Origin of the sequence: Streptomyces purpureus, from assembly GCF_014648195.1 — a bacterium.
Taxonomy (GTDB): Bacteria; Actinomycetota; Actinomycetes; order Streptomycetales; family Streptomycetaceae; genus Streptomyces; species Streptomyces purpureus.
Map to the genome: position 1 here is coordinate 62,176 of NZ_BMQQ01000001.1, position 25,696 is coordinate 87,871.

Annotated in this window: 25 protein-coding genes, 1 tRNA gene, 1 pseudogene and 1 riboswitch; of the genes and pseudogenes, 21 read left to right on the plus strand and 6 right to left on the minus strand. The window is 71.3% G+C overall.

The genetic code is table 11. From position 1 onward, the window contains the following. Window positions 1–92: 92 nt before the first annotated feature. From shc to IEZ01_RS34535, 7 genes are all read left to right on the plus strand, one after another. On the plus strand, window positions 93–2,111 hold the full coding sequence (shc, locus tag IEZ01_RS00280; protein ID WP_189199204.1) for a squalene--hopene cyclase: 2,019 nt from the start codon (window positions 93–95) through the stop codon (window positions 2,109–2,111). Further along, window positions 2,111–2,761, plus strand: a complete 651-nt coding sequence (locus IEZ01_RS00285; RefSeq protein WP_019890664.1) for a phosphorylase family protein — start codon at window positions 2,111–2,113, stop codon at window positions 2,759–2,761. Before shc ends, IEZ01_RS00285 begins: the two co-directional genes overlap by 1 nt. Before the next feature lie 5 nt (window positions 2,762–2,766). Further along, window positions 2,767–3,789 carry an adenosyl-hopene transferase HpnH gene (gene hpnH, locus IEZ01_RS00290; RefSeq protein WP_019890665.1) on the plus strand — a complete coding sequence of 341 codons (1,023 nt, stop codon included), beginning with the start codon at window positions 2,767–2,769 and terminating at the stop codon, window positions 3,787–3,789. A gap of 17 nt (window positions 3,790–3,806) precedes the next feature. After that, on the plus strand, window positions 3,807–5,696 hold the full coding sequence (gene dxs, locus IEZ01_RS00295) for a 1-deoxy-D-xylulose-5-phosphate synthase (RefSeq protein ID WP_189199206.1): 1,890 nt from the start codon (window positions 3,807–3,809) through the stop codon (window positions 5,694–5,696). Next, window positions 5,693–7,078, plus strand: a complete 1,386-nt coding sequence (locus tag IEZ01_RS00300) for an aspartate aminotransferase family protein (RefSeq protein ID WP_189199208.1) — start codon at window positions 5,693–5,695, stop codon at window positions 7,076–7,078. The genes dxs and IEZ01_RS00300 overlap by 4 nt, the downstream gene beginning before the upstream one ends. A 72-nt stretch (window positions 7,079–7,150) precedes the next feature. Beyond that, the gene (locus tag IEZ01_RS00305; RefSeq protein WP_189199210.1) at window positions 7,151–7,783 is read left to right on the plus strand and encodes a helix-turn-helix domain-containing protein; all 633 of its coding nucleotides are present in this window, start codon (window positions 7,151–7,153) and stop codon (window positions 7,781–7,783) included. Window positions 7,784–7,811: 28 nt separating this feature from the next. Next, entirely contained in the window at window positions 7,812–7,970 is a 159-nt protein-coding gene (locus tag IEZ01_RS34535) for a DUF6126 family protein (RefSeq protein WP_019890670.1), read from the plus strand. Between the two features lie 22 nt (window positions 7,971–7,992). Here the strand turns inward: IEZ01_RS34535 and IEZ01_RS00310 are convergent, their stop codons facing one another. After that, a complete protein-coding gene (locus tag IEZ01_RS00310) occupies window positions 7,993–8,799 on the minus strand; it encodes a tyrosine-protein phosphatase (RefSeq protein WP_189199212.1) in 807 nt (268 codons plus the stop codon). Window positions 8,800–9,195: 396 nt separating this feature from the next. Further along, window positions 9,196–9,383, plus strand: a riboswitch (cyclic di-AMP (ydaO/yuaA leader). 4 nt (window positions 9,384–9,387) lie between these two features. Between IEZ01_RS00310 and IEZ01_RS00315 the strand changes: the two genes are divergently transcribed. Continuing rightward, window positions 9,388–10,359, plus strand: a complete 972-nt coding sequence (locus IEZ01_RS00315) for a M23 family metallopeptidase (RefSeq protein WP_189199214.1) — start codon at window positions 9,388–9,390, stop codon at window positions 10,357–10,359. Window positions 10,360–10,580: 221 nt separating this feature from the next. Beyond that, complete coding sequence (locus IEZ01_RS00320) at window positions 10,581–11,348, plus strand: SGNH/GDSL hydrolase family protein (protein ID WP_019890675.1); 768 nt, start codon at window positions 10,581–10,583, stop codon at window positions 11,346–11,348. A 162-nt stretch (window positions 11,349–11,510) separates the two neighbouring features. Here the strand turns inward: IEZ01_RS00320 and IEZ01_RS00325 are convergent, their stop codons facing one another. Further along, on the minus strand, window positions 11,511–12,098 hold the full coding sequence (locus IEZ01_RS00325) for a carboxymuconolactone decarboxylase family protein (RefSeq protein ID WP_308427117.1): 588 nt from the start codon (window positions 12,096–12,098) through the stop codon (window positions 11,511–11,513). Between the two features lie 224 nt (window positions 12,099–12,322). Between IEZ01_RS00325 and IEZ01_RS00330 the strand changes: the two genes are divergently transcribed. Continuing rightward, complete coding sequence (locus tag IEZ01_RS00330; protein ID WP_373287544.1) at window positions 12,323–13,552, plus strand: MBL fold metallo-hydrolase; 1,230 nt, start codon at window positions 12,323–12,325, stop codon at window positions 13,550–13,552. Between the two features lie 139 nt (window positions 13,553–13,691). Here the strand turns inward: IEZ01_RS00330 and IEZ01_RS00335 are convergent. After that, window positions 13,692–14,087: pseudogene (locus IEZ01_RS00335) on the minus strand (MmyB family transcriptional regulator); the annotation flags it as partial. A 381-nt stretch (window positions 14,088–14,468) separates the two neighbouring features. On the opposite strand from IEZ01_RS00335, the gene IEZ01_RS34540 reads away from it, so the two are divergent. The 5 genes from IEZ01_RS34540 to IEZ01_RS00355 all read left to right on the plus strand — a co-directional run bounded on the left by IEZ01_RS34540 (window position 14,469) and on the right by IEZ01_RS00355 (window position 17,548). Continuing rightward, window positions 14,469–15,104, plus strand: a complete 636-nt coding sequence (locus tag IEZ01_RS34540) for an MFS transporter (RefSeq protein ID WP_229832545.1) — start codon at window positions 14,469–14,471, stop codon at window positions 15,102–15,104. 84 nt (window positions 15,105–15,188) lie between these two features. After that, a complete protein-coding gene (locus tag IEZ01_RS00345) occupies window positions 15,189–15,935 on the plus strand; it encodes an LLM class flavin-dependent oxidoreductase (RefSeq protein WP_229832547.1) in 747 nt (248 codons plus the stop codon). Further along, complete coding sequence (locus IEZ01_RS34545) at window positions 15,926–16,156, plus strand: hypothetical protein (RefSeq protein ID WP_229832549.1); 231 nt, start codon at window positions 15,926–15,928, stop codon at window positions 16,154–16,156. Before IEZ01_RS00345 ends, IEZ01_RS34545 begins: the two co-directional genes overlap by 10 nt. After that, a complete protein-coding gene (locus IEZ01_RS00350) occupies window positions 16,153–16,869 on the plus strand; it encodes an alpha/beta fold hydrolase (protein ID WP_189199218.1) in 717 nt (238 codons plus the stop codon). Before IEZ01_RS34545 ends, IEZ01_RS00350 begins: the two co-directional genes overlap by 4 nt. 4 nt (window positions 16,870–16,873) lie before the next feature. Further along, window positions 16,874–17,548, plus strand: a complete 675-nt coding sequence (locus tag IEZ01_RS00355; protein WP_189199220.1) for a winged helix-turn-helix transcriptional regulator — start codon at window positions 16,874–16,876, stop codon at window positions 17,546–17,548. Between the two features lie 313 nt (window positions 17,549–17,861). On the opposite strand, the gene IEZ01_RS00360 is transcribed toward IEZ01_RS00355, so the two are convergent. Together IEZ01_RS00360 and IEZ01_RS00365 are read right to left on the minus strand one after the other, a co-directional pair. Then, on the minus strand, window positions 17,862–18,971 hold the full coding sequence (locus IEZ01_RS00360; RefSeq protein ID WP_019890686.1) for an SPFH domain-containing protein: 1,110 nt from the start codon (window positions 18,969–18,971) through the stop codon (window positions 17,862–17,864). 29 nt (window positions 18,972–19,000) lie between these two features. Further along, on the minus strand, window positions 19,001–19,438 hold the full coding sequence (locus tag IEZ01_RS00365; protein WP_019890687.1) for an NfeD family protein: 438 nt from the start codon (window positions 19,436–19,438) through the stop codon (window positions 19,001–19,003). Window positions 19,439–20,018: 580 nt separating this feature from the next. Here IEZ01_RS00365 and IEZ01_RS00370 point away from each other — a divergent pair. Genes IEZ01_RS00370 through IEZ01_RS00390 form a run of 5 tightly spaced genes read left to right on the plus strand, consistent with a single transcriptional unit; the run spans window position 20,019 to window position 23,777 of the window. Continuing rightward, window positions 20,019–21,755: a sensor histidine kinase gene (locus IEZ01_RS00370; protein WP_189199222.1), complete on the plus strand. Its 1,737-nt coding sequence runs from the start codon at window positions 20,019–20,021 to the stop codon at window positions 21,753–21,755. A 7-nt stretch (window positions 21,756–21,762) separates the two neighbouring features. Beyond that, window positions 21,763–22,197: a roadblock/LC7 domain-containing protein gene (locus IEZ01_RS00375; protein ID WP_019890690.1), complete on the plus strand. Its 435-nt coding sequence runs from the start codon at window positions 21,763–21,765 to the stop codon at window positions 22,195–22,197. 2 nt (window positions 22,198–22,199) lie between these two features. Continuing rightward, window positions 22,200–22,571, plus strand: a complete 372-nt coding sequence (locus tag IEZ01_RS00380; protein WP_019890691.1) for a DUF742 domain-containing protein — start codon at window positions 22,200–22,202, stop codon at window positions 22,569–22,571. Next, complete coding sequence (locus IEZ01_RS00385; protein ID WP_019890692.1) at window positions 22,549–23,208, plus strand: GTP-binding protein; 660 nt, start codon at window positions 22,549–22,551, stop codon at window positions 23,206–23,208. The genes IEZ01_RS00380 and IEZ01_RS00385 overlap by 23 nt, the downstream gene beginning before the upstream one ends. Then, a complete protein-coding gene (locus IEZ01_RS00390) occupies window positions 23,205–23,777 on the plus strand; it encodes a GAF domain-containing protein (RefSeq protein ID WP_019890694.1) in 573 nt (190 codons plus the stop codon). Before IEZ01_RS00385 ends, IEZ01_RS00390 begins: the two co-directional genes overlap by 4 nt. A gap of 80 nt (window positions 23,778–23,857) precedes the next feature. On the opposite strand, the gene IEZ01_RS00395 is transcribed toward IEZ01_RS00390, so the two are convergent. Next, on the minus strand, window positions 23,858–25,054 hold the full coding sequence (locus IEZ01_RS00395) for an acyl-CoA dehydrogenase family protein (RefSeq protein ID WP_189199224.1): 1,197 nt from the start codon (window positions 25,052–25,054) through the stop codon (window positions 23,858–23,860). 569 nt (window positions 25,055–25,623) lie between these two features. Here IEZ01_RS00395 and IEZ01_RS00400 point away from each other — a divergent pair. Then, window positions 25,624–25,696: transfer RNA gene (locus IEZ01_RS00400), tRNA-Pro, on the plus strand.

The window sequence follows — 25,696 nt, forward strand, 5'->3', positions numbered from 1 at the left end:
GCCTCCCGAGCGAGAGGCGGTCCACCGGCCGACGGCAGACCCGCACAGCAGCATCACGCCATCGGCACGAAGACTGCAACGAAGGGGAAGCCATGACAGCGACGACCGACGGAAGCGCCGGGGCCGTGAGCCCCCGGGCGTCCTCGGCCAGCGACATCACCACCGCACCCGCCGCGGACGGCATCCGCGCGGCCGCCGAGCGGGCCGCGGAACGCTCCGTCGCCCACCTCCTGGGCAGACAGGACACCGAAGGCTGGTGGAAGGGCGACCTGGAGACCAACGTCACCATGGACGCCGAGGACCTCCTGCTGCGCCAGTTCCTCGGCATCCAGGACGACGCCACGCTCCACGCGGCCGCCCTGCACATCCGCGGCGAACAGCGCGACGACGGCACCTGGGCCACCTTCTACGGCGGGCCGCCCGAACTCTCCGCCACCATCGAGGCGTACGTCGCACTGCGGCTGGCCGGCGACCGGCCCGACGATCCGCACATGGCCCGCGCCTCCGCGTGGATCCGCGCCCAGGGCGGCATCGCCGCGGCCCGGGTCTTCACCCGGATCTGGCTCGCCCTCTTCGGCTGGTGGAAGTGGGACGACCTCCCCGAACTGCCCCCCGAACTGATCTTCCTGCCGCGGTGGTTCCCGCTCAACATCTACGACTTCGGCTGCTGGGCCCGCCAGACGATCGTGCCGCTGACCGTCGTCTCCGCCAAGCGGCCGGTCCGCCCCGCCCCCTTCCCGCTCGACGAGCTGCACACCGACCCCCGGCTCCCGAACCCGCCCCGGCCCCTGGCCCCGGTGGCCAGCTGGGACGGCCTCTTCCAGCGCCTCGACAAGGCCCTGCACGCCTACCACAAGGTCGCCCCCCGCCGACTGCGCCGGGCGGCGATGAACGTCGCGGCCCGCTGGATCGTCGAACGCCAGGAGAACGACGGCTGCTGGGGCGGCATCCAGCCCCCCGCCGTCTACTCCGTCATCGCCCTGTACCTCCTCGGCTACGACCTCGAGCACCCCGTGATGCGCGCCGGACTGGAGTCGCTGGACCGCTTCGCCGTCTGGCGCGAGGACGGCGCCCGCATGATCGAGGCCTGCCAGTCACCCGTCTGGGACACCTGCCTGGCCACCATCGCCCTCGCCGACGCCGGTCTCCCCGCGGACCACCCGGCGCTCGTCAAGGCCGCCGACTGGATGCTCGGCGAGGAGATCGTCCGGCCCGGCGACTGGGCCGTGCGCAGGCCCGGACTGCCCCCGGGCGGCTGGGCGTTCGAGTTTCACAACGACAACTACCCCGACATCGACGACACCGCCGAAGTCGTCCTGGCGCTGCGCCGGGTGCGCCACCACGACCCGGACCGCCTCGACGCCGCCGTCGCCCGCGGCGCCCGCTGGACCCTCGGCATGCAGTCGGCGAACGGCGCCTGGGGCGCCTTCGACGCCGACAACACCAGCCCCTTCCCCAACCGGCTGCCGTTCTGCGACTTCGGTGAGGTCATCGACCCGCCGTCGGCCGACGTCACCGCCCATGTCGTCGAGATGCTCGCCCACGAGGGCAAGGCCCAACATCCCAGCACCCGCAGGGCGGTCACCTGGCTGCTGTCCGAACAGGAGCCGAGCGGCGCCTGGTTCGGCCGCTGGGGCGTCAACTACGTGTACGGAACCGGCTCGGTGGTGCCCGCGCTCGTGGCGGCCGGACTGCCCGGCTCCCACCCCGCCCTGCGCAAGGCGGTCCGCTGGCTCGAATCCGTCCAGAACGACGACGGCGGCTGGGGCGAGGACCTGCGCTCCTACCGGGAGGAGAAGTGGATCGGCCACGGCGCCTCCACCGCCTCCCAGACCGCCTGGGCGCTGCTCGCCCTCCTCGCGGCGGGGGAGAGGGAGTCCACGGCGGTCGAGCGCGGCATCGCCTGGCTGGCCACCACCCAGACCGAGGACGGTTCCTGGGACGAGCCGTACTTCACCGGGACCGGATTCCCCTGGGACTTCTCCATCAACTACCACCTGTACCGGCAGGTGTTCCCGCTGACGGCGCTCGGCCGCTATCTGCACGGCGATCCCGAGGTCGGAGGCCTGGCCGGCACCGCCCGGTCCGGCGCCCGCGGCGGGGCCCACTGATGGCCGACGCGCCGGAGCCGTCCGGCCGCGCGGCGCCCCTGCTGGTCGCCTGCGCGCTCGGCATCGAACGGCTTGCCCTCCGCCGTGGCAGCGGCGGCGCGCCCGGCCCGGTGACCGTACTCCGTACGGGCATGGGGCCGGGCAACGCCCGGCGCGCCGTCACGGCCCGGCTGGCCGACCCCGCGCTGCGCGACGCCGCCGTCATCGCCTCGGGCTTCTGCGCGGGCCTCGCCCCCGGCATGCACCCGGGGGACCTGGTCGTCGCCGACGAGACCCGCGGCCCCGACGGCACCACCGTCTGCGACGCCACGGAACTCCTGGTCAGGTCGCTGAACCGGGCCCTGCCCACGCGCACGGTCCACACCGGCCCGCTGTCCGGGTCCGACCACGTCGTCCGCGGCCCCGAGCGGGCCGAGCTGCGTGCCACCGGCGCGATCGCCGTCGACATGGAGTCCGCCGCCACGCTCCGCGCCGCTCTGAGCGCCGGGAGCCGTCCGGTTGCGGCCGTCCGGGTGGTCGTGGACGCTCCAGAACATGAACTCGTCCGGATCAGCACGGTGCGCGGTGGAATATCGGCCTTCCGCGTTCTTCGTGCCGTCCTTCCCGCTTTCCATGAATGGCACCGTTCTTTGCTGCTCCCCAGGAGGTGAGCCAGATGGCCATGCCGCTCCGCCAGACCGTCCGGGTCGGGACCTATCTCTTTGAACAGAAGCTCCGCAAACGCGAGAAGTTTCCGCTGATCGTCGAGTTGGAACCGCTCTACGCCTGCAATCTGAAATGCGAGGGCTGCGGGAAGATCCAGCACCCGGCAGGCGTCCTCAAACAGCGTATGCCGGTCGCCCAGGCCGTCGGCGCGGTGCTCGAATCGGGCGCGCCGATGGTCTCCATCGCGGGCGGCGAGCCGTTGATGCACCCGCAGATCGACGAGATCGTGCGGCAGTTGGTCGCGAAGAAGAAGTACGTCTTCCTCTGCACCAACGCGCTGCTGCTGCGCAAGAAGATCGAGGACTTCACCCCCTCGCCCTTCTTCGCCTTCGCCGTCCACATCGACGGGCTGCGGGAGCGGCACGACGAGTCCGTCGCGAAGGAAGGCGTCTTCGACGAGGCGGTGGCGGCCATCAAGGAGGCCAAGCGCCGCGGCTTCCGGGTGACGACCAACTCCACCTTCTTCAACACCGACACCCCGCAGACCGTCATCGAGGTCCTCAACTACCTCAACGACGACCTGAAGGTCGACGAGATGATGATCTCGCCCGCGTACGCCTACGAGAAGGCACCGGACCAGGAGCACTTCCTCGGTGTCGAGCAGACCCGCGAGCTGTTCCGCAAGTCCTTCGCGGGCGGCAACCGCCGGCGCTGGCGGCTGAACCACTCGCCGCTCTTCCTGGACTTCCTGGAGGGCAAGGCCGACTTCCCCTGCACGGCGTGGGCGATCCCGAACTACTCGCTCTTCGGCTGGCAGCGGCCCTGCTACCTGATGAGCGACGGGTACGTGCCGACGTACCGACAGCTCATCGAGGAGACCGACTGGGACAAGTACGGCCGAGGCAAGGACCCGCGCTGCGCCAACTGCATGGCGCACTGCGGCTACGAACCGACCGCCGTCCTCGCCACCATGAGCTCCCTGAAGGAGTCCCTGCGCGCGGCCCGCGAGACCGTCTCGGGAAGCCACGGGTGAAAAAGGGGGGCTGGAGCGTGACACTGCTGGAGGACATCCAGGGGCCGCACGACCTCACCGCGCTCACCGAGGCGGAACTCGACGAACTCGCCGAGGAGATCCGGCAGTTCCTCATCGAGGCCGTGGCGAGAACGGGCGGCCACCTGGGGCCCAACCTCGGGGTGGTGGAACTGACCATCGCCCTGCACCGGGTCTTCGACTCGCCCGCCGACCGCATCCTCTGGGACACCGGGCACCAGTCGTACGTCCACAAACTCCTCACCGGCCGCCAGGACTTCTCCAAGCTGCGCGGAAAGGGCGGCCTGTCCGGCTACCCCTCCCGGGAGGAGTCCGCGCACGACGTCATCGAGAACTCGCACGCCTCCACCGTCCTCGGCTGGGCCGACGGCCTCGCCAAGGCCCGGCAGGTACGCGGCGGCGACGACCATGTGGTCGCGGTCATCGGGGACGGCGCGCTCACCGGCGGCATGGCCTGGGAGGCGCTCAACAACATCGCCGACGCCCGGGACCGGCCGCTGATCATCGTCGTCAACGACAACGAACGCTCCTACGCCCCGACGATCGGGGGCCTCGCCGGCCACCTCGCCACGCTCCGTACCACCGACGGGTACGAGAAGTTCCTCGCCTGGGGGAAGGAGTTCCTCCAGCACACGCCCCTTATCGGACAGCCGCTGTACGGCTCGCTGCACGGCGCCAAGAAGGGGTTCAAGGACGCCTTCGCCCCCCAGGGCATGTTCGAGGACCTCGGACTCAAATACCTCGGGCCGGTCGACGGGCACGACATCGCCGCCTTGGAGGCGGCGCTGCGCCGGGCCAAACGGTTCCACGGGCCCGTACTGGTGCACTGTCTGACCGAGAAGGGACGCGGCTATCCGCCCGCCCTCGAGGACGACGCCGACCGCTTCCACACCGTCGGGATGATGGACCCGCTCACCTGCGCGCCGCTGCTGCCGGCCGGCCCGCCGTCGTGGACGTCGGTCTTCGGCGACGAGATCGCCGCCATCGGGGCCGAGCGCGCGGACGTCGTCGCGCTCACCGCCGCGATGCTCCACCCCGTGGGCCTGACCAAGTTCGCCGAGCTCTTCCCCGACCGGGTCTGGGACGTCGGCATCGCCGAGCAGCACGCCGCCGTCTGCGCCGCCGGCCTGGCCACCGGCGGACTCCACCCGGTCGTCGCCGTCTACGCGACCTTCCTCAACCGCGCCTTCGACCAGGTGCTGATGGATGTGGCGCTGCACAAGTGCGGTGTCACCTTCGTCCTGGACCGGGCCGGCGTCACCGGCACCGACGGGCCTTCCCACAACGGCATGTGGGACATGTCGATCCTCCAGGTCGTGCCCGGCCTGCGGATCGCCGCGCCACGCGACGCCGACCAGCTGCGCGCGCAGCTGCGCGAGGCCGTCGACGTCGACGACGCGCCCACCGTGATCCGCTTCCCCAAGGAGTCGGTGGGGGAGGCGCTGCCCGCGGTCGCCCGGATCGGCGGCATGGACGTGCTGCGGGCGCAGGAGGACGCCGATGTGCTGCTCGTCGCCGTCGGGGTGATGGCGCCGGTCTGCCTCCAGGCCGCCGACCTGCTGGCCGGGCGGGGAGTGCGCTGCACGGTCGTCGACCCGCGCTGGGTCAAGCCCGTCGACGAGGAGCTCGTCCCGCTCGCCGGGCTCCACCGGCTCGTCGCGGTCGTCGAGGACAACAGCCGTACGGGCGGTGTCGGCTGGGCGGTCGGGCAGGCCCTGCGCGACGCCGAGGTGGACGTACTGCTGCGGACCTTCGGCATCCCCGAGCAGTTCCTCGCCCACGCCAAGCGTGGTGAGGTGCTCGCCGACATCGGGCTGACCCCGGTGGAGATCGCGGGCCGGATCAGCGCCGCGCTCACCCGCGAGGAGCTCAAGGAGAACGACGGATGAGCAAGGACTTCGACCTCGCCCGCCTGCTCGCCGAGCGCGGCGGCGAGCGCTACGAGCTGCACAGCCGGCACCTCAACCACCAGCTGCCGCGGATGCTGCACACCATCGGCTTCGACCGGTACTACGAACGGGCCGAGGGCGCCCACTTCTGGGACGCCGACGGCAACGACCATCTCGACATGCTCGCTGGCTTCGGGGTGATGGGCCTCGGCCGCCACCACCCCGTCGTCCGCAAGGCCCTGCACGACGTCCTCGACGCCCAGCTGGCCGACCTCACCCGCTTCGACTGCCAGCCGCTGCCCGGCCTGCTCGCCGAGAAACTCCTCACCCACAGCCCCCACCTGGACCGGGTGTTCTTCGGCAACAGCGGTACGGAGGCGGTGGAGACCGCTCTGAAGTTCGCCCGCTACGCCACCGGACGCCCCAGGATCCTCTACTGCGACCACGCCTTCCACGGGCTGACCACCGGCTCCCTGTCCGTGAACGGCGAGAGCGGCTTCCGCGACGGGTTCGCGCCGCTGCTGCCCGACACCGCGATCCCGCTCGGCGACCTCGACGCCCTGGAGCGCGAGCTGAAGCGCGGCGACGTCGCCGCCTTCGTGGTGGAGCCCATCCAGGGCAAGGGCGTGCACGAGGCCCCGCCCGGCTTCCTGCGCGCCGCCCAGGAGCTGCTCCGCCGGCACAAGGCCCTGCTGATCGCCGACGAGGTGCAGACCGGGCTCGGCCGGACCGGGGACTTCTACGCCTACCAGCACGAGCCCGGCGTCGAACCGGACCTGGTGTGCGTAGCCAAGGCCCTCTCCGGCGGCTACGTCCCCGTCGGGGCCACCCTCGGCAAGGACTGGATCTTCAAGAAGGTCTACTCGTCCATGGACCGGGTCCTGGTCCACTCGGCCAGCTTCGGCGCGAACGCGCAGGCCATGGCGGCCGGTCTGGCCGTCCTGTCGGTGCTGGAGAACGAGGAGATCGTCGCCCGCGTCCGGCGCACGGGCGAGCTGCTCAAGAGCCGGCTCACCGCCCTCGTACCCCGCTACGAGCTGCTCCACGAGGTACGCGGCCGGGGTCTGATGATCGGGATCGAGTTCGGGCGCCCCACCTCGCTGGGGCTGCGCAGCCGCTGGACCATGCTCCAGACGGCCCGCAAGGGGCTCTTCGCCCAGATGGTCGTCGTACCGCTGCTCCAGCGCCACCACATCCTCACCCAGGTCTCCGGCGACCATCTGGAAGTGATCAAGCTGATTCCGCCGCTGGTGATCGACGAGGCGGACGTCGAGCGGTTTGTCACGGCCTTCACCGCCGTGATGGACGACGCCCATGGGGGCGGGGGACTGATGTGGGAGTTCGGCCGTACGCTCGTGAAGCAGGCGGTCGCCCAGCGCTGACCCGCGGCCATCGATATTTGCCTCTGAGGCAAGCAAATTGCCCCAGAGGAAAAATCCTGGCGCAATGGACGCATGAGCACCCCTGTCGGCGGGGCGGACGACGCCTCGCCCGAAGCAGCTGACGAGACCTTGCCCGACGTCGCCCCGCAGCTGCGCGGGCTGCGCCGCCGGCGCGGGCTCACCCTGGAGGCCGCGGCCCGCCGCGCGGGCCTCTCACCCGCCCATCTCTCCCGGCTGGAGACCGGCCGCCGCCAGCCGTCGCTGCCGATGCTGCTGGCGCTCGCCCGGATCTACGGTACGACCGTCTCCGAGCTGCTCGGTGAGACGCCGCCCGAACGTGACCCGATCGTCCGGGCCGGACGCGCCGAGCCGGCCGAGGCCGACGGCTGGATCTACCACCAGGCCGGCGGCCCGGGCCGCGCCATGCAGGCCCTGCGGGTGCAGGTGCCGTACGCGACCAGCGGCGACCTCGTCCGGGTCCACCCGGGGGAGGAGTGGCTGTACGTCCTCGACGGCCGGGTCCGGCTCGTCCTCGGTGACGTGGCGCATGTGCTCGACGCGGGGGACAGCGCGCACTTCGACTCGCTCACCCCGCACCGCATCGGCGCCGCCACCCGGCAGGGCGCCGAGCTGCTCTTCGTCCACACCCTGCTGCAGAGCCCCGCCGCCGACCTGTGTCTGGGCGCCGAAGCCCCGCGCCGGTGACCGTCCCTGCCCCGTAAGGATGCCGACCATGTCCGACAAGCCGGTTAAATCCGTACCCATGTCTGGCCGTGAGGAGAAGAAGTTCCCGAGGGGGCTGATCATCCGGCTCTTCGCGTATCTGGTCGCCGGGCACCTCTTCGCGGCCTTCCTCTACCTGCTGTTCGTGCTCGGCGGCCAGAACCAGTAGGCCCTGGCCGGTCGACGCGCGGTCAGTGGAGGAGGCGCTCGCGCAGCCGCTCGCGGGTCTCGGGGGTCAGTCGCAGCCCCTCGGTGAGATACCGCTCGGTGTTGCCCCAGTTCGCCACGATTGTCTCGAATGCCGCGTCGAGGTATTCGGCGCGGGCGTCGAAGAGCGGGCTCAGCAGCCCCATCACCTCGGGGGACATGGCGTCGGGCGCGTCGCTGCTGCGGCGCACCTTGTAGCGGCGGTGCGGGTCGTTGGACTTGAGGTAGTCCGCCTCGATCGCGTCGCGCTCGACACCGACGGCGAGCAGGGTCACGGCGATCGAGAGCCCCGCCCGGTCCTTGCCGGCCGCGCAGTGCATCAGCGCCGGGACGCTGTCCTCGGCGATGGCGTGCAGGACGCCGCTGTGCTCGGCGGTGCGCTCGGTGATGATCTGGCGGTACGTCTCGGTCATCCGGGCCGCGGCCTTGCCGTCGCCGAGGAGGGAGTGGAGCTGGTCGAGGTCGCCGCTGCTGACCATCTTCCAGAACTCCTTCCCGTCGGCAGGGTCGTTGAGCGGAATGTTCACATTCCGTACACCCGGCAGCTCGACGTCGAGGCCCTCCACCGCCCGGTCGGCCTCGTTGCGGAAGTCGAAGACGGTGTGCAGTCCGAGTCCGGCGAGGAAGGCGGCGTCGTCGGCCGTGGCGTGGGCGAGGTGCCCGCTGCGGAAGAGCCGTCCGTGGCGCACGGTCCGGCCGTCGACGGTCGGCATGCCACCCACGTCCCGGAAGTTCCGGACTCCTGCCAGCTCGGGTTCGGTCGACGGGACCTGCGGCAGCTGCTGCGTCACGAGAGCTCCTGAAGGTGTTCTGCCGCCGACGCTGATCGCCGACGTGGCGCGGGCTCGACGATACGACATCGGTTCCTGGGGCAATCATCTCGGCCAGGACCCACGATGCGCACCCCTTCCGGCGGAACTGGTGCTAATGAGTCTTCTGTCCGTATTGGGCTGTTAGGGATAACGTGCCCCGGTAGCAAGGGAGATGGGTTCTGTCACGTGAGCAGCGTCATAAACGTGACGTTCCGTGGCGAAGATCCTTTTTTGAATTCCTTGCTCACGGCGGCAATTGACGCTCCGGCGTGGACGGAGGGTGACCGGAATTCGGGGCCGATATCGCGGCCTGGAATGCCCGTTGAAAACGAAGGCTTGTTCCCGCCGACCCGCTCGTCTACGGTCACGACCAATCCGGATGGACCGCCGAATCCTGCCACCGTCCGGAATCCGCACCCATCCACGTGTGGCAGGAGCGGGGGACCCAGGTAGAACGCCGTCACCGGAATTCCGGAAACGGCTCGGGGTGAAGTCGCGCAAGTGCGACCGGGCATCTCCAGCCCGAACCCGACAGCTCACCTCGCAGGCGCCGGAGAGGAATTCGCCATGCCCGCGAAGGGTAAGCATCGCCGTCCCAAGGCCAACCCGATCACGCGCGGATTCGTCGCCGCCGGTACGGGTGGCGCCGCCCTCGCCCTGCCGCTGATCGGCGCGGCCGGAGCCCACGCCGCCGACAAGGCCGCCCCCGCCGTGGCCCCGAACACGGCCGTCGCGCAGGCCGCCCAGCAGCCGGCCGCTCAGCCGCCCGCCAAGGCCGCCAAGGCCACGCCGAAGGTCTACTCGGTCGTGCCCGGCGACTACCTGTCGAAGATCGCCGAGGAGCACGACGTGCGCGGCGGCTGGCAGAAGCTCTACGCGGACAACCGCGAGGTCGTCGGCGACAATCCCTCTCTCATCCATCCGGGCATGAAGCTCACCCTGGGCGCGAAGTCCACCGCGAAGGCCGAGGCCGCCCCGAAGAAGGCCGCCCCCAAGGCCGCTGCGAAGAGCGCCCCGAAGGCCGCCGCCAAGGCCGCGCCCAAGGCTGAGAAGTCCGCCGACGAGACGGCCCGCAGCTCCCGCTCCACCGAGCGCGCCGCCGCCCCGGCCGCCCCCGCCACCTCCACTTCCTCCAGCTGGACGGCCCCGCTCGACGGCGCCTCCGTCACCACCCAGTACCGCGCCTCCGGTGCCATGTGGTCCTCCGGCTACCACACCGGTGTCGACTTCGCCGCCTCCTCCGGCACCACCGTCAAGGCGGTCGGCGCCGGCACGGTCGTCTCGGCCGGCTGGGGCGGCGCGTACGGCAACGAGGTCGTCATCCAGCACGCCGACGGCACCTACTCGCAGTACGCCCACCTCTCCTCCCTCTCGGTCTCCTCCGGCCAGAGCGTGAGCGGCGGCCAGCAGATCGGCCTGTCCGGTTCCACCGGCAACTCCTCCGGTCCGCACCTGCACTTCGAGATCCGCACCGGCCCGAGCTACGGCTCCGACATCGACCCGGTCGCGTACCTGCGCTCGCACGGCGTGTCCCTCTGACACCCCGTCCGGCGCCACGCGCCGCGCGAGGCCCGGCACTTGAGTGCCGGGCCTTCGCCCATTGCCGGCACTATTCCGGCTTGGGCGAATCTTGACCGGTGGTATATGTCACGCCACGTCAACCCCTCCTTACGGTCGCGTAGGTCACACGGATAAGGGAAAGATGTGCTCCCGTGGCAGACGGTTCGAGAGCACAAGACACAGACGTATCCGCAGCAGACATGTTCCGTTCGTACGCGGCGATCGGTGACAGCTTCACCGAAGGCGTCGGTGACCCAGGCCCCGACGGCACCTTCGTCGGATGGGCCGACCGGCTGGCGGTCCTGCTCGCCGACCGGCTGCCGGAGGCCGAACACGACACCTTCCGCTACGCCAACCTCGCGGTCCGTGGCCGCCTCCTGGACCAGATCGTCGAGGAGCAGGTGCCCCGGGCGAAGGAACTCGCCCCGGAACTCGTGACCTTCTGCGCCGGCGGCAACGACATCATCCGTCCCGGCACCGACCCTGACGAGGTGGCCGAGCGCTTCGAGCGTGCCGTCGCCGACCTCACCTCGGCCGTCGGCACGGTCATGATCACCACCGGTTTCGACACCCGCGGCGTCACCCTGCTGCGCCATCTGCGCGGCAAGATCGCCACGTACAACGGCCATGTGCGGGCCGTCGCCGACCGCTACGGCTGCCCGGTCCTGGACCTGTGGTCGCTCAAGTCCATCCAGGACAGGCGGGCTTGGGACGACGACCGGCTCCACCTCTCGGCCGAGGGCCACACCCGGGTGGCGCTCCGCGCCGGCCAGGTCCTCGGCATCGACGTGCCCGCCGACCCCGACCAGCCCTGGCCGCCGCAGCCGCCGCGCGGCACGCTGGAGGTGCGCCGCGACGACATCAACTGGGCGCGCGAGTACCTCGTGCCCTGGATCGGCCGCCGGCTGCGCGGCGAGTCCTCCGGCGACCACATCGAGCCCAAGCGGCCGGATCTCCTGCCCCTTTGAAGCCTGACGGGTCGCGGCGAGTCCTCCGGCGACCACGTCCGAGCCCAAGCGGCCCAACCTGCTGCCTTTGAACCCTCCGGGCACGCCCGCGCCCCCGCCCTGACCGTACGGGCGGGGGCGCGGCCGCCTGAAGGTCCCGGGTGCCCGGGGTCTTCAGGGCGTTCAGCCCACCGGACGCGCCGCCGCGGCGGTCGCCGTCGGCGCGGGGACCTCGCACTGATCCTTGAACCCCTGGCTGGTGAGCCCCAGCGCGGAATTGATCCGCGAGCGCAGGTTCTCCACCGCCACCATCGCCGTCAGCTCCACGAACGCCGGCTCGCCCAGCGCACCGAGCAGCCGCCCGGCGAGCTCGTCACCGACCGTCGGCGGATTCGCGGTCATGGCCTCGGCGTACTCCATCACGTCCCGCTCCAGCGGCGTGTACGCGTCGCTGTCCCGCCAGAACGGCACGTCCTGGATCTTCCTGGCGTCCATGCCGCGCCGGGTGTTCTCCCAGTGGCCGAAGTCCATGCACCAGCCGCAGCCGATCGAGGCCGCCGACGCCATGACAGCCAGCGCCTTCAGGTCCTCGTCCAGCTTGTTCCAGCGAGCCACGGCCATCTCGAAGAGCAGATCCGCACGGAGCACACCCGGATGGTGGGCGAGCGCGCGGACCGGGTCGACGATCTTGCCGTAGGTCCGCTTCGAGTACCACTCCACGGCCCGGAGGAAGAGGGAGCGGGGCGGGGTGAGCGGGATGCGGGCCATCATGGGCCTCCTCGGTGTCGCGGGCGCCGCCCTGCCCGGGCGGCCTTCACCGATGCGACGGACGGAGAGCGGCCGGATGTGACATCAGGGGGCGAAGATTTCTCCCACGTCCCTTCGGAACCCCAGCGACCTGCGAGAACGTTCCCAGGTCAGGGGGTCCTCCGGCCCCCCTGGGCCACCGGTGCCAGGAGCCGCGGCTCCTCGCCGCGCCGGGCGGCCTGCCCATAATGGAACGAGCCCGAACATCAGGAGGTGCTGTGACCGGCGCTGGCTCCGATCATCCGCTGCGTGCCCGGCTTCGCTCCCTGCGGCCCGCGGCCTTCGGCGCGGACCCCACCGGAGCCCGGATGGAGCGGATCCGCCGCTCGCCGAACTTCGCCGACGGGGTCTTCCAGAACCCCGTCGCCGCCCGGCACAGACCCTCCGGCTCCGCCCTGGACTTCGCCAAGATCTACTTCAGCAAGGACGCCCGGCTGCACCGGGCCCCCGCCCTGCCGGTCCCGCTCCACCCCACCACCGCCACGGACCTCGCCCGGCCCCCGGCCTCGGGCCTGCGGCTCACCTGGATGGGACACTCCAGCGTCCTCGCCGAGATCGACGGCCACCGGGTGCTCTTCGACCCGGTCTGGGGCGAACGCTGCTCGCCGTTCTCCTTCGCCGGCCCCAAGCGGCTGCACCCCGTGCCCCTGCCGCTCGCCGCCCTCGGCCCGGTCGACGCCGTGGTCATCTCCCACGACCACTACGACCACCTCGACCTCCCCACCATCCGCGCCCTGGCCGGTACGGACACCGTCTTCGCCGTCCCGCTGGGCGTCGGCGCCCACCTGGAGCGCTGGGGTGTGGCCCACTCGCGGCTGCGGGAACTGGACTGGAACGAGTCGACCGAGGTCAAGGACGTACGCCTGACCGCGACGCCCGCCCGCCACTTCTGCGGCCGCGGCCTGCGCAACCAGCAGCACACCCTCTGGGCCTCCTGGGTCGCCACCGGCCCCGAGCACCGCGTCTACCACAGCGGCGACACCGGCTACTTCCCCGGCTTCCAGGAGATCGGCGCGGCACATGGCCCGTTCGACGCGACGATGATCCAGATCGGCGCCTATTCGGAGTACTGGCCCGACATCCACATGACCCCGGCCGAGGGAATGCGCGCCCACCTCGACCTCCAGGGCGGCGCCCCCGCCGGAATCATGCTGCCGATCCACTGGGGCACCTTCAACCTGGCTCCACACCCCTGGGCCGAGCCAGGTGAGTGGACGAAGGACGCTGCCGAGGAGGCCGGCCAGACGGTGGCACTCCCCAGGCCGGGCGAGCCCTTCGAGCCCGCGGGGAAGCTGCCCGTGGAGCCGTGGTGGCGGGCTGTGTCGCATCCGAATGCGCATCCGTGGAGCCGCCCCCGGCCTGCTGAGGTCGTTGCCGAGCCGCGCAGCGACGATCTCGACCTCGCGGGCGAGCGGTGATGACGATCGGGGACGACTTTGCCCGGGCTGCGCGGATGCCGGAGGGTCTGGACCGGAGCCGGACGTGGGACTTGAGCCGGAGCTGGTCGACGGCTTGGGCCGTCCGATCGCATTCGGGGAGGAAGACGGCCAACTGTTGGGCGCCCATGGGCAGTTCGAGCGTCTCGCGGGGCAGGTGCAGCCGGTGACCGTCCGGGTGGTCGAGCCGGAGGACTGCGTGGCGCGGTACGACGTGCCGGGCGAGGCGGTCGGTGAACTCGGGCCCGGCCACGGGGGTGAGCTCGGAGGTGAGCCATTCGAGGTTCTCGAGGGACGGCGCCTGCCACAGGTCGAAGGCCAGCTGGTCCGCGACGTCGTCCCAGTCGGTGAAGAACGTCCGGGCCCGGGGTCGGTGAACAGATAGCGGTTGAGGTTCGGTTCGGCGTCGTCGAGCAGCCCGGTGCCGCCGGCGATCGACCGGAAGCGATGGTGCCCAGGCTCGCCGCCCGGTGGGGCGACGAACGGTTGCTCGGCGCGGCGCTGGTCGTGCTGACACTGGGCATCGCGGTCCTGTGGGTGCCGTCGGCGGCCGGCCTGTTCACGGGGACCGTCCCTGATCGGAGCGGGCATCGCCGTGGGCACGTGCTGCTGCCGAGCCTGATCAAGCGTGATTTCCCTACGAGGGTGGGTCTGTTGACCAGCGCGTACGCGACGGTCATGGGCGGCGTCGCCGCGGTGGCGTCCGGGGTGGCGGTACCGATCAGTGAGGTCGCACCCGGTGGCTGGTACACCGCGCTGGGCTGCTGGGTCGTGATCGCGCTGGTGGCCCTTCTGCTGTGGCTGCCGCAGATGCGCCGCGCCGCCCGCCCCGCAGACGGCGCGCGCACAGCACCGGCTGCCCTGGGGGTCCGGCCCCGCCTGGGCGGTCACCGCGTTCATGGGACTGCAGTCGCTCGGCTTCTACGTGGTCGTGACGTGGCTGCCCCAGGTCTTCCAGGACAACGGCGTCAGCGCGGCCACGGCCGAATGGCTGCTGTTCCTGTTCCAGGCGGTCGCGGTGCTGACCAGCCTGGCGGTGCCGGGCGCGCTGCGCTGGACCCGCGACCAGCGGGCGCCGGCGACGGTGTGCTCGGCCGTCCTGCCGCTCGGCTACCTCGGGCTCCTGGTGGCCCCGGAGCTGGCGCTGCCGTGGAGCGTCGTCCTCGGCCTGGGCGGAGGCACCTGCCTGGTGCTGGCGCTGGCGTTCCTCGGCATGCGTGCCGAGGACGCGGCCGGATCAGGCGCGCTGTCGGCGATGGCGCAGTCGGTCGGCTACCTCCTCGCCGCCGTCGGCCCCGTGGTCTTCGGCCTGCTGCACACGGTCAGTTCCGGCTGGGAGGCGCCGCTGGCGGTGATGTGCGTGGCCGCGGCCGGGCAGAGGTCTCGCTGGTGGCCGGGCGTGACACGGTGCGGCCGGCCGGGGCCCACGAGCCCGGCCTGGTCGCGGCGGCGCCGGAGCGGGCCTCGTCGCCCGGACGCTGACCGCCCCAGGGCCGAGGGATTCAAGATCACCCTTCGCGACTTCTTGATTTAAAAGTCTGCACTCCAAAATCAGGAAGTACAGGCTAAGGTCGACGGGCCGGGAAGCTCCGGAGACCCACGACCCCGGGGAGGGGCGATGTCAGGGCTGAAGATCGGGTACTTACTGCCGACGCGCGACCAGACGGTTCGGGCAGAGCACGAACCGGGACGGCTCGTCGCCCAGGCCCGGCGGGCCGAGCGGCTCGGGTTCGACTCCGTCTGGGCAGGGGACAGCCCCGTGACCAGACCACGGGCGGATCCGCTGCTGCTCCTGGCGGCCGTGGCCGAGGCCACCGAACGGGTCGCGCTGGGAACGGCGGTACTGCTGCCCGCGTTGCGCCACCCGATCCTCCTCGCGCACCAGCTCGCCACCCTCGACCGGCTGTCCGGCGGACGGCTGATCGCCGGTATGGGCGGCGGCTTCCCGAACCCGGACACCCGGGCCCAGTTCACGGCCGTCGGCGTCCCGTTCGGCCGCCGGATCAGCCGCCTGGAGGAGTCCGTCGACGCCATGCGACTGCTCTGGTCGGGAGAGCAGGTGTCGTACCGAGGAGAGCACTTCGCCTTCTCGGACGTACGGATCGCTCCCCCGCCGTCCCGCCCCGGCGGCCCGCCTGTCTGGCTGGCCGGAACCGGCGGCCCGGCGTTGCGGCGCGTGGCCCGCCTCGCCGACGGCTGGCTGCCGTACCCGCCCACGACGGCGACGTACGCGGAGGACCTTCGTACGGTCGCGGACGAACTCCGCAGCATCGAGGAGGGCGCACGCCCCGCCGCCCCGTCACCCCCGCTCTGTACGCGACGCTCTGTGTGGACCGGGACGCGGAGAGGGCGGGTATGCGGCTGAGGGCGAGCGTCGAGTGCTACTACGACGCGCCGCTGGAGAAGATCGCGTCGGTCCAGGCCTTGTTCGCCGGCACCCCCCGCCAGGCCGTCGACCGGCTCGCCGGCTACGTCGCGGCCGGTGCCCGGCACCTGGTGATCCGCCTGGCCACCGACGACCACGAGGCGGACCTGGAGGAGTTCGCCGACGACGTCCTGCCGTTTCTGCGCGAGGAGCACCGATGACCACGTACGTACTCGTCCACGGCGCCTGGCACGGGCCCTGGGCCTGGGACCGGGTCGTCCCCCTGCTGCACGCCGCCGGGGCCCGCACGCTCACCCCGGACCTCGGCGCGTCCGGCGACCGCGGGCTCCACCACGACGCCGGGACGGTCGCCGCCGCCCTCGACACCGCCCCGGAAGGAGAGGAACTCGTCCTCGTCGGCCACAGTTACGCCGGTCTCGTCGTCCGGGAGGCGGCGGACCTGAGGCCCCGCGCCGTCGACCGCCTCGTCCTCGTGGACGGCTGGGCCGGACCCGACGGGGTGAGCATGTTCGGACTGGCGCCCGACGCCTTCGTCACCGCCATGCGCGCGGCGGCAGGGACGTCCGGCGACAGGCGGCACATCCCGGCCCCGTCCCCGGCCGCCTTCGGCGTCGTCGACGCCGTCGACGCGGCCTGGCTTGCCGAGCGCCTCGTCCCGCAGGCGCTGCGCACGTTCACCGAGGCCACGCGGCTGAGCGGCGCCGTCGACCGGATCCCCGGCACGGCCGTCCACTGCCGGCCCGCGGCCTACCCGTTCGACCGCTTCGGCGCCGCCCTCGGCTACCGGACGCTCGCGCTCGACGGCCCGCATGACGTGATGCTGACCGACCCGGTGCCGCTCGCCCGGCTGCTCCTGGACGTACCCGGACATCCGGCGGCGCTTCAAGAACAGGAAGGGGGAAGTCTAGAGTGAGGGCGTGGAGCAGCGAACGTACAACCAGTACTGCGCGACCGCGCGCACCCTCGACCTCGTCGGCGAGCGCTGGACCCTGCTGCTCATCCGCGAACTGCTCACCGGGCCCAAGCGGTACGGCGACCTCCAAGCCAGCCTGCGCGGGCTCGGCACCGGCCTGCTCGCGGCCCGGCTGAAGCACCTGGAACGCGAGGGACTCGCCCGCAAGGTCACCCTGCCGCCGCCGGCCCGCACCCCCGCGTACGCGCTCACCGAGGCGGGCCAGGAACTCGGCCCCGCCGTCCTGGCGCTGGCCCGGTGGGGCCTGAGGTGGGCCATGGGCGAGCGCCGCGAGGACGAGACCTTCCATGCCGGCTGGGCCGTGCTCGGCCTGCGGGCCTGCTTCGACCCCGATGCCGCTGCGGGACTGCGCGCGGTGTACGAGTTCCACGTCGACGACGAGATTCTCCATGCCCGCGTCGACGACGGCACCGTCGAGACGGTCCACGGGCCGGCGCAGTACCCGGACGCGAGAATCACCATCACGGAGGAGGCGTTCGTCGGCGTGACTGCCCGCAGGCTGACCTTCTCCGACGCGATCGAGGCCGGCGCCGCGACGGCGACCGGCGACGGCGAGGCCCTGCGCAGACTGCCGAGCCTTTTCCAACTTCCGGCCCCGCGTTCCCGCACGGCGGACTGACCTTCGTACGAGGGTATCCGGCCCACTCACGACGTCCGCTGGATCACCCTCCCGCGAGATCGTCCGGCGACCTCCGGACACGGCTCCGATCGAGGAGCCGGAGGCGGGCGGCGTCGCTGCAGCCAGCTCCACAGGGTCAGTGACTCCACGAGGGTTCCCGGGCCCCCGCGCCGTCCGGAACTCGGGCTCCCGGGCCGCGCGGTGGAAGAGCAGCACGGACAGCGGTCCGAGCAGCACACGGAAACGGGTGAACCCCCCCCCGTGGTCGCCGAGCGGCGCGCGAGTTGGCCGACGTCATTGACGACCTCGGTGCTCAGTCGCCGGAGTTTGTTCCCCGGCCCGGCACCTGGGACGCCCCCGCGGCTTCGGCTTCGGCCTTCGCGTCGCTCACTACGGCGGCGGCCTGCCTCGCGACCTCATCGGCAGCCGTGGCAGCGTCGAGCGGAAGCGGCGAGCCTGCCTCGAGCTCCGGAGCCGCGTCTTCGTCCGGCGTGCCCTCGGCGCCCGTGGTCGCTGCTTCCTGCGGCTGCGCGGATGCGGGAAGACCCATCGCCGACTGATCGCCGAATGCGTGGGTGACGGCGCGAACTGCCTCGGTCAGCTCGCCCGGGATCACCCAGAAGGTGTTGTTGTCGCTCTTCGCCAGGTGCGGGAGCGTCTCGAGGTACTTGTAGGCCAGGACCTTCGGGTCGGCGTTGTTGCGATGAACGGCCTGGAAGACGCGCTCCACCGCCTTCGCTTCGCCGTCCGCCCGCAAGATCATGGCCTGCTGCGTGCCCTGAGCTTCCAGGATGTCCTTCTGCTTCGTACCCTCCGCGGTAAGGATCTTGGCCTGCCGCTCCCCTTCGGCGTGCAGGATGGCCGCGCGCTTGTCACGCTCGGCCCGCATCTGCTTCTCCATCGCCTCTTTGATGGTGTGCGGTGGATCGATGGCCTTGATCTCGACGCGGTTGACCCGGATGCCCCACTTGCCGGTGGCGTCGTCGAGGACGGCGCGGAGCCGCGCGTTGATCTCCTCGCGAGAGGTGAGCGTCTGCTCCAGGTCCATGGAGCCGATGACGTTCCGCAGCGTGGTCACGGTGAGCTGATCGATCGCCTGCAGGTAGTCAGCGACCTCGTAGGCCGCCGCCCGCGGGTCGGTGATCTGGTAGTAGAGCACGGTGTCGATGTTCACCACGAGGTTGTCCTCGGTGATCACCGGCTTGGGGGCGGACGAATACACCTGCTCGCGCACGTCGAGTTTGGTGTTGATCCGATCCGCCACTGGCAGGACGAAGTTGAGGCCAGGCTGCAGCGTCCGCCGGTAGCGGCCAAAGCGCTCGATGTTGTATCGGCGCGCCTGCGGGACGATCCGCACCGTGGAGGCGATGAGGAAGACGACGACGATCGCCGCCACGAGAATCGGGATGACAACCGGATCCACAATTCCTCCGTCAGGATGTGTTCAGCCGATCACGGAAGGAGTTCACGGGGGTAGACAACCGCCGTAGCGCCGTCGATCTCCATGACATCCACCAGCGCTCCCACCGGGATCACCTGGCTTTCGTCGAGGGCGCGAGCGGACCATTCCTCACCAGAGATCTTGATCAGGCCGCGGCTCGCGGTGACCTCCTGCATGACCTCCGCCCGCTTGCCGATCAGCGCATCGCTTCCCTCACGTGAGAGGGGTGCCTGTCTCATCTGCCGCAGCGCGACAGGACGCACGACGAGAAGACCCGCTGCCGCTGCCACTCCGAACGCCACGAGCTGGCCGAGAAGGCCGACGCCCACACCGGCGACCACAGCGGCGACCAAGGCGGCACCCGCCAGCAACCCGAGAACCAGCGTCAGGGTGAAGAACTCCGCGACACCAAGTGCCGCGGCGGCGAGCAACCATACGAACCACGGCATCGAATCAGCCTCCCTCAGGGGGACCTATTCATCACATACCCCACTGAACAAACAACGGAACATGCCTACCCCGCGCCGGTCGGAAGCACGACGGCGAATGAGGACCGCGGTCATCGGTGGCACCATCGGCGAGGTGGCCGCTGGGTCACCTTCCGGCCGCCGCGAAGGTACCGGACGCGCCATGGTGGCGGGATGTCGCGCATGCGCCGCGGCCCGCCGAAGCCGGCCACGTGACCACCCGCGGGCAGACCCCCGCCACCCTGGCGGCCACCCCGAAGGAGCCCGTGGCCAGCGGCCGGGACGAAGGGCGGGACAGCCAGGAGGCCGCACCCACCGCCTGAACCGGGGGTCAACGCAGCGTTTTCGGGCGGCCGTGCGAGGCCTCATACCAGAGCGGGACGCTTGGCGGGCAAAGTTGTCAACTGCCCACCGCACATGAACGCAACACGACTACCGTGTGTGTCCGGTGATCAACGGTGGGCTCATGGCACTCAGCCGTGTCCATCCGTGCGCCGAAGCGAAAACACCTCGCACACCTCGCAGTACGCCGATTCCTGGGACCCACGTACCAAGGACGCTGATGTCTCAACTTCGCGCACCCGCCGCGCGGCCGGACCGCCGTGAGGGCGGGCGGCACGGCCGGCCAGGCGCCCGTTCCCACTCCGCCACGGGGAGGACCGCGCCGCTCGTTCCGGAAGCCCGCATACGCCCCCAACTGCTGCGCACCTCCGTGCTGCCGGCCGTCGTGGTCGCCCTCGGGGGGGCGGCCGCGGTGCTCTTCACCCTCCGCTCCACCGGAGCCGCCCCCACGCCCGGCCTGCTGGCCGCGCTCGTCGGCTCCGCCGCGGTGGCCGCCGCCGGGGTGGCCGCCGCCGTACGGGGGGCGGACCGCGCCGCCAAGTCCGTGGAGGACCGCTGCCAGGCCATGCGCCGCACCGCGGCCCGCGGCCAGAACGACCTGCTCACCATCGTGGAGCTGCTGCGCCGCGGCGAGGGCCCCCCGGCCCGCGCCAAGACGCCGCCCCCCGCCGTCGGGTCCGACGAATTCGAGCTGCTGGAACAGGAGTTGAACCGGTCCCACGACGCCGCCGTGGCGGCCGTCGTGCAGGCCTCCCAGCTCTCCAGCAGCGTCGGCAACGAACAGAAGGTGGAGGTCTTCGTCAACCTGGCCCGCCGGCTCCAGTCCCTCGTGCACCGCGAGATCCAGCTCCTCGACGAGCTGGAGAACGAGGTCGAGGACCCCGAGCTGCTCAAGGGCCTGTTCCACGTCGACCACCTGGCGACCCGCATCCGCCGGCACGCCGAGAACCTCGCCGTCCTCGGCGGCGCCATCTCCCGGCGTCAGTGGTCCAACCCCGTCACCATGACCGAGGTGCTGCGCTCCTCCATCGCCGAGGTCGAGCAGTACCCCCGGGTCAAGCTCGTGCCGCCGATCGACGGCACCCTGCGCGGCCACGCCGTCGCCGACGTCATCCACCTCCTCGCCGAACTCGTCGAGAACGCCACGCTGTTCTCCGCGCCGAACACCACCGTGCTGCTGCGCGCCCAGCACGTGGCCGCCGGGCTCGCCGTCGAGGTCGAGGACCGGGGCCTAGGCATGCCGATCACCGAGCAGAACAAGATGAACGCCCTGCTCACCGACCCCGACCAGGTCAATGTGGCGCACCTGCTGCAGGACGGCCGGATCGGACTCTTCGTCGTCTCCGCCCTCGCCCGGCGCCACGGCATCGCCGTCCGGCTCCAGTCGAACATCTACGGCGGCGTACAGGCCGTCCTGGTCCTGCCGCACGGACTCCTCGGCCCCGAGGCGGAAGGCCTCGCCCCGGCCGACGCCCCCCGGCCCGCCGAAGCGTCCTTGCCCGCCGGCGCACCGGCCCCCCGGGCCGTGCCGGGCGCGGCGCCCGAACCGGCCCCCCGGACGCTGACGTACACCACGTCCGCGCCCGGCATCCCGGTCCAGGCGGAGCACCACGCCCCACCGGCCACCGGCGCCACACCCCCCGCGCCGCTGCCCATCCGCGGCGAGCGGAGCGAGCGGCCCACCCCGGCAGCGGCCCCGCCGGGCGCCCAGGCTCACGGCGGCCACCACGGACCCGGCGAACCGGAACGGCCCCGGCTGCCCAAGCGGCGCGCCCAGGAACACCTCGTACCGCAGCTGCGCGAGGAGCCCGTCGTCCGCCGAGCCGAGGAACCGCCGCTGCACGACCCCGGCCTGATGGCCGCCTTCCAGCGCGGGATCGGACTCGCCGAGTCCCAGCCCCCGCGCAGCGACACCCCCTTCGCACCACAGCGACACGACGAATCTCCCAAGGAGTAGATGCACCATGGCGAGCGATGTGCCGAACGGCCATTCCTCGGATCTCGACTGGCTGCTCAGCGGCCTGGTCCAGCGGGTCCCGCACACCCGGAACGCGGTCCTTCTCTCCTCCGACGGCCTGGTGAAATCCGTGCACGGCCTCGACCCCGACAGCGCCGACCACATGGCGGCCCTGGCCTCCGGCCTGTACTCACTGGGCCGCAGCGCCGGCGCCCGCTTCGGCGACGGCGGAGAGGTCCGCCAGGTCGTGGTCGAACTGGACTCCACCCTGCTGTTCGTCTCCACCGCCGGCTCCGGCACCTGCCTGGCCGTCCTCGCCGGCCGCGAGGCGGACGCCGCGGTCCTCGGCTACGAGATGGCGATGCTGGTCAAGAGCGTGCGCCCGTACCTGATCACCCCGGCCAGACAGGCCGCGGCGGCCCCCGGCGCGAGGGGGCACTGAGCGTGCCGTCCCCCCAGGACGGGCCTTGGCTCGACGACGCGGCCGGCCGGCTGATCCGCCCGTACACGGTGAGCGGCGGCCGGACCCGGCCGACGGCCGCGTTGGACCTTCTCTCCCTGGTGATGGCGACCGGTTCGCAGCCCCAGTCACCCCTCGGCCCCGAGCACGCCCTCGCTCTGGGGCTGTGCGAGGGGCCGACCTCGGTCGCGGAGATCGCCGCCCACTTACGCCTGCCGGCGGTCGTCACCAAGGTGCTGCTCTCCGATCTCGTGGACTGCGGGGCACTCACCGCACGGGCGCCCCGGCTTCACGGCAACCCCACCGACCGTTCCTTGCTGGAGGCAGTGCTCGATGGCCTACGACGACGGCTCTGAGCGCCGAGAGAACACCCACCCCGCCGCGGCCCCCGGGCAGCCCGACGACCCCCTGCACGACGCCTTCCCCACCGCGCTGAAGATCCTGATCGCCGGAGGATTCGGGGTCGGCAAGACCACCTTCGTCGGGGCCGTCAGCGAGATCGAGCCGCTCTCCACCGAGGAGCTGCTCACCCAGGTCAGCGTCGCCCACGACAGCCTGGAGGGGATCGAGTCCAAGACCACCACCACGGTCGCCATGGACTTCGGCCGCATCACCCTCGACGAGCGGCATGTGCTGTATCTCTTCGGCACCCCGGGCCAGGAGCGGTTCTGGTTCATGTGGGACGAGCTCTCCGAGGGCGCGCTCGGCGCGGTCGTCCTCGCCGACACGCGCCGGCTCCAGGACTCCTTCTCCGCCGTCGACTTCTTCGAACGCCGCGACATCGGCTTCATCGTGGCCGTCAACGAGTTCGACGGCTCCTACCGCTACGAACCGGACGAGGTCCGGGCCGCGATCGATCTCAAACCGGATGTGCCGGTCGTCCTGTGCGACGCCCGGACCGCCAGCTCCGGCATCCAGACCCTGGTCACCCTCGTCCAGCATCTGCTCACCACCACCCCGGCCCCGGCGCCGAGCTATGGAGCTCCGTCATGACGTACGACCCGACCGGCCATCTGCTGCTGACGCCCATCGACCGCGAAGCTCCCGTCCGGGTACGGCGCCTGCGGCAGCTGGGACTGGGGGAGCGGCCCGAAGCGGCCTTCGACGCCTTCGCCCGTAAACTCGCCGACGTCACCGGCGCGCCGTACTCGATGGTCAACTTCATCGACGAGAAACGGCAGTTCTTCGCCGGGCTGCACACCCCCTCCGGTGCGCACACCGGCGCCGACCTCGGTGCGGTGGCCGCGTCGAGCAGCGACGTCGGCCGTTTCATGGACCGTGACCACGGCTACTGCCCGCATGTGGTGGTGCGCCGCAAGGCCCTGGTCCTGGAGGACGTCTGCGACTATCCCCGCTTCGCCGGAAACCCGGTCGTCGACGAGATCGGCATCCGCTCCTATCTCGGCGCCCCGCTCATCGACCGTACGGGCATCGCGCTCGGCACGATCTGCGTGGTCGACACCGAACCGCGGGCGTGGGGTAGGGCCGGTCTGGAGACGATCAAGTCGCTCGCGGCGGAACTGGTCGAGCAGATCCACCGCCGGGAGGACGGCGGCATCTGAGGCACGGAGCACGGCGGCGGGCGCGGGCCCCCGGGCAGGGCGTGAGGGCCTGCCCGGGGCCCGCCCACGCGGGCGGCGTGTCAGTACGCGGGTTCCATCCGCACCACGTCGGAGAGCCGCTGCGACCACTGCCCCTTCGCCGTACCGAGGGCGACCTCCGCGAGCCGCAGCAGCTGCACGTCCGAGGTGCCGGCCGGCGCGAAGATGTGGTGGGCGTCGCGCAGATAGCGCTCGATGGGGCGGTCGGTGAAGAGCCCCGCGGCGGCGTGGATCTCCATCGCGTTACGGGCCGAGTCGAGCGCCGACTCCACGTTGACCAGCTTGGCGTTCATCAGCTCCGCGTCGCACGGCAGCCCCTGGTCGAGCAGATGCACCGCGTGGTACGCGGCCAGCCGGGCGGTCATCAGCCTCGACTGGAGCTGACCCAGCTTCAGCTTCACCGACGGCAGTTCGTGCAGCGGCTGGCCGTAGCGGATCCGCTCGGCGGAGAACCGGGTGGTCTCCTCGACGATCGCCTGGTGGATCCCGAGCGAGACGGCGGTGAGATTGGCCCGCCCGTAGAGCACGCTGGAGGAGTACGCCACCGCCAGCCCGTCGCCCTCCTCGCCGAGCCGGTTCGAGGCCGGGACCCGGCAGTTCTCGAAGATCAGCTCGCCGAAGCCGAAGCCGTGCAGGCCCATCGTGGGCTGCTGCGGCCCCACCCGCAGGCCCGGCCGGCCGGACTCGACGAGAAAGGCCGTCAGCCCCCGGGAGCCGGGCCCCGTGCGCACCACGACGCCATGCAGATCGCCGATATGGCTGTTGCCCACGTAGACCTTGCGGCCGTTGAGGAGATAGTCGTCCCCGTCGCGCACGGCGGAGGCGCTCATGCCGAGGACATGACCGCCGGACTCGTGCTCGGTCACCGCGATCGTCGGCAGGCACTCGCCGGCCGCGATCGGCGGCAGCCAGGTCTTCTTCTGCTCGTCGCTGCCGAAGTGCACGATCTTGGCGGCGCCGAGCTGCGAGGCCTGGACCATGGCGCCCATGGCGCCGCTGACCCGGGCCAGCTCCTCGATGATGATCGTCTTGCCCAGGTGCCCCACACCCAGCCCGCCGTGGTCCCGGCCGATCGTCGCACCGATCCAGCGCTGCCGGGCGATCAGCCGCGACAGCTCCTGGTGCACGCCCCGGGCCGCCTCCATGGCGGAGATCTGCGGTCGCACCTCCGTCTCCGCGAAGTGCCTGACGTTCTCGCGGAGTTGGTGATGCAGCCGACTGGCGAAGTAGCCGTCCATCCGAGCCCTCCCCTGCGAAACCTCTGCTCGCGCCGTTGTTCGAGCAGGTGGTGCATCGGCAGTGGTCCCGTCGTGAACAGGCCGACTACCTCATGATGTTGATCTTTTCGAAGCCTCTCAAGCGCCCAACCGTCTTTGTCCGAAAGCGGGACTGTTGACTCTGTGTGAATGGTATGTTCCGCATGGTAGCGGCCCGACGGGTCCTGTTCGTAGGGCATTCCCGGTGCGCATCTTTCTGCCACATGCCATGGGCATGTGATGCCCGCCCCGGCGGTACGGAGCGGCCGAGGACCGCCTCAGCGCTCACAGGTGCCCCCGCGGGGCGTCGCGGCAGGACCGATTCAGCGCTGTTCTCGACCGGACTGGACCCCTCTGGGGCGTCCGTTGCCCGGCGCGCGGGTGCGTGTCGAGGCGCGACAGCCTAGAAAGCGCGTTCTTCACGCCGGGTGGCCGTCCATGCGCAGACCGTGCGGCCCACCCGGCCGGAAAGCGGTTCGTGACCACCGGGGGAAGTGCGGTATTGTTCTCATGCGCGTTCGGCCGGGGGAAACCCCAGGTCAGACGGGCACCGGGACGTGGCGCAGCTTGGTAGCGCACTTGACTGGGGGTCAAGGGGTCGCAGGTTCAAATCCTGTCGTCCCG

What these genes read in the sequence shown, in the direction of transcription:
- shc (WP_189199204.1), top strand. Translation starts at nt 93, where the DNA reads ATGACAGCGACGACCGACGGAAGCGCCGGGGCCGTGAGCCCCCGGGCG.
- IEZ01_RS00285 (WP_019890664.1), top strand. Translation starts at nt 2,111, where the DNA reads ATGGCCGACGCGCCGGAGCCGTCCGGCCGCGCGGCGCCCCTGCTGGTC.
- hpnH (WP_019890665.1), top strand. Translation starts at nt 2,767, where the DNA reads ATGGCCATGCCGCTCCGCCAGACCGTCCGGGTCGGGACCTATCTCTTT.
- IEZ01_RS00300 (WP_189199208.1), top strand. Translation starts at nt 5,693, where the DNA reads ATGAGCAAGGACTTCGACCTCGCCCGCCTGCTCGCCGAGCGCGGCGGC.
- IEZ01_RS00305 (WP_189199210.1), top strand. Translation starts at nt 7,151, where the DNA reads ATGAGCACCCCTGTCGGCGGGGCGGACGACGCCTCGCCCGAAGCAGCT.
- IEZ01_RS34535 (WP_019890670.1), top strand. Translation starts at nt 7,812, where the DNA reads ATGTCCGACAAGCCGGTTAAATCCGTACCCATGTCTGGCCGTGAGGAG.
- IEZ01_RS00315 (WP_189199214.1), top strand. Translation starts at nt 9,388, where the DNA reads ATGCCCGCGAAGGGTAAGCATCGCCGTCCCAAGGCCAACCCGATCACG.
- IEZ01_RS00320 (WP_019890675.1), top strand. Translation starts at nt 10,581, where the DNA reads ATGTTCCGTTCGTACGCGGCGATCGGTGACAGCTTCACCGAAGGCGTC.
- IEZ01_RS00325 (WP_308427117.1), bottom strand. Translation starts at nt 12,098, where the DNA reads ATGATGGCCCGCATCCCGCTCACCCCGCCCCGCTCCCTCTTCCTCCGG.
- IEZ01_RS00330 (WP_373287544.1), top strand. Translation starts at nt 12,323, where the DNA reads ATGGAACGAGCCCGAACATCAGGAGGTGCTGTGACCGGCGCTGGCTCC.
- IEZ01_RS34540 (WP_229832545.1), top strand. Translation starts at nt 14,469, where the DNA reads ATGGGACTGCAGTCGCTCGGCTTCTACGTGGTCGTGACGTGGCTGCCC.
- IEZ01_RS00345 (WP_229832547.1), top strand. Translation starts at nt 15,189, where the DNA reads ATGTCAGGGCTGAAGATCGGGTACTTACTGCCGACGCGCGACCAGACG.
- IEZ01_RS34545 (WP_229832549.1), top strand. Translation starts at nt 15,926, where the DNA reads ATGCGGCTGAGGGCGAGCGTCGAGTGCTACTACGACGCGCCGCTGGAG.
- IEZ01_RS00350 (WP_189199218.1), top strand. Translation starts at nt 16,153, where the DNA reads ATGACCACGTACGTACTCGTCCACGGCGCCTGGCACGGGCCCTGGGCC.
- IEZ01_RS00365 (WP_019890687.1), bottom strand. Translation starts at nt 19,438, where the DNA reads ATGCCGTGGTTCGTATGGTTGCTCGCCGCCGCGGCACTTGGTGTCGCG.
- IEZ01_RS00370 (WP_189199222.1), top strand. Translation starts at nt 20,019, where the DNA reads ATGTCTCAACTTCGCGCACCCGCCGCGCGGCCGGACCGCCGTGAGGGC.
- IEZ01_RS00375 (WP_019890690.1), top strand. Translation starts at nt 21,763, where the DNA reads ATGGCGAGCGATGTGCCGAACGGCCATTCCTCGGATCTCGACTGGCTG.
- IEZ01_RS00385 (WP_019890692.1), top strand. Translation starts at nt 22,549, where the DNA reads ATGGCCTACGACGACGGCTCTGAGCGCCGAGAGAACACCCACCCCGCC.
- IEZ01_RS00390 (WP_019890694.1), top strand. Translation starts at nt 23,205, where the DNA reads ATGACGTACGACCCGACCGGCCATCTGCTGCTGACGCCCATCGACCGC.
- IEZ01_RS00395 (WP_189199224.1), bottom strand. Translation starts at nt 25,054, where the DNA reads ATGGACGGCTACTTCGCCAGTCGGCTGCATCACCAACTCCGCGAGAAC.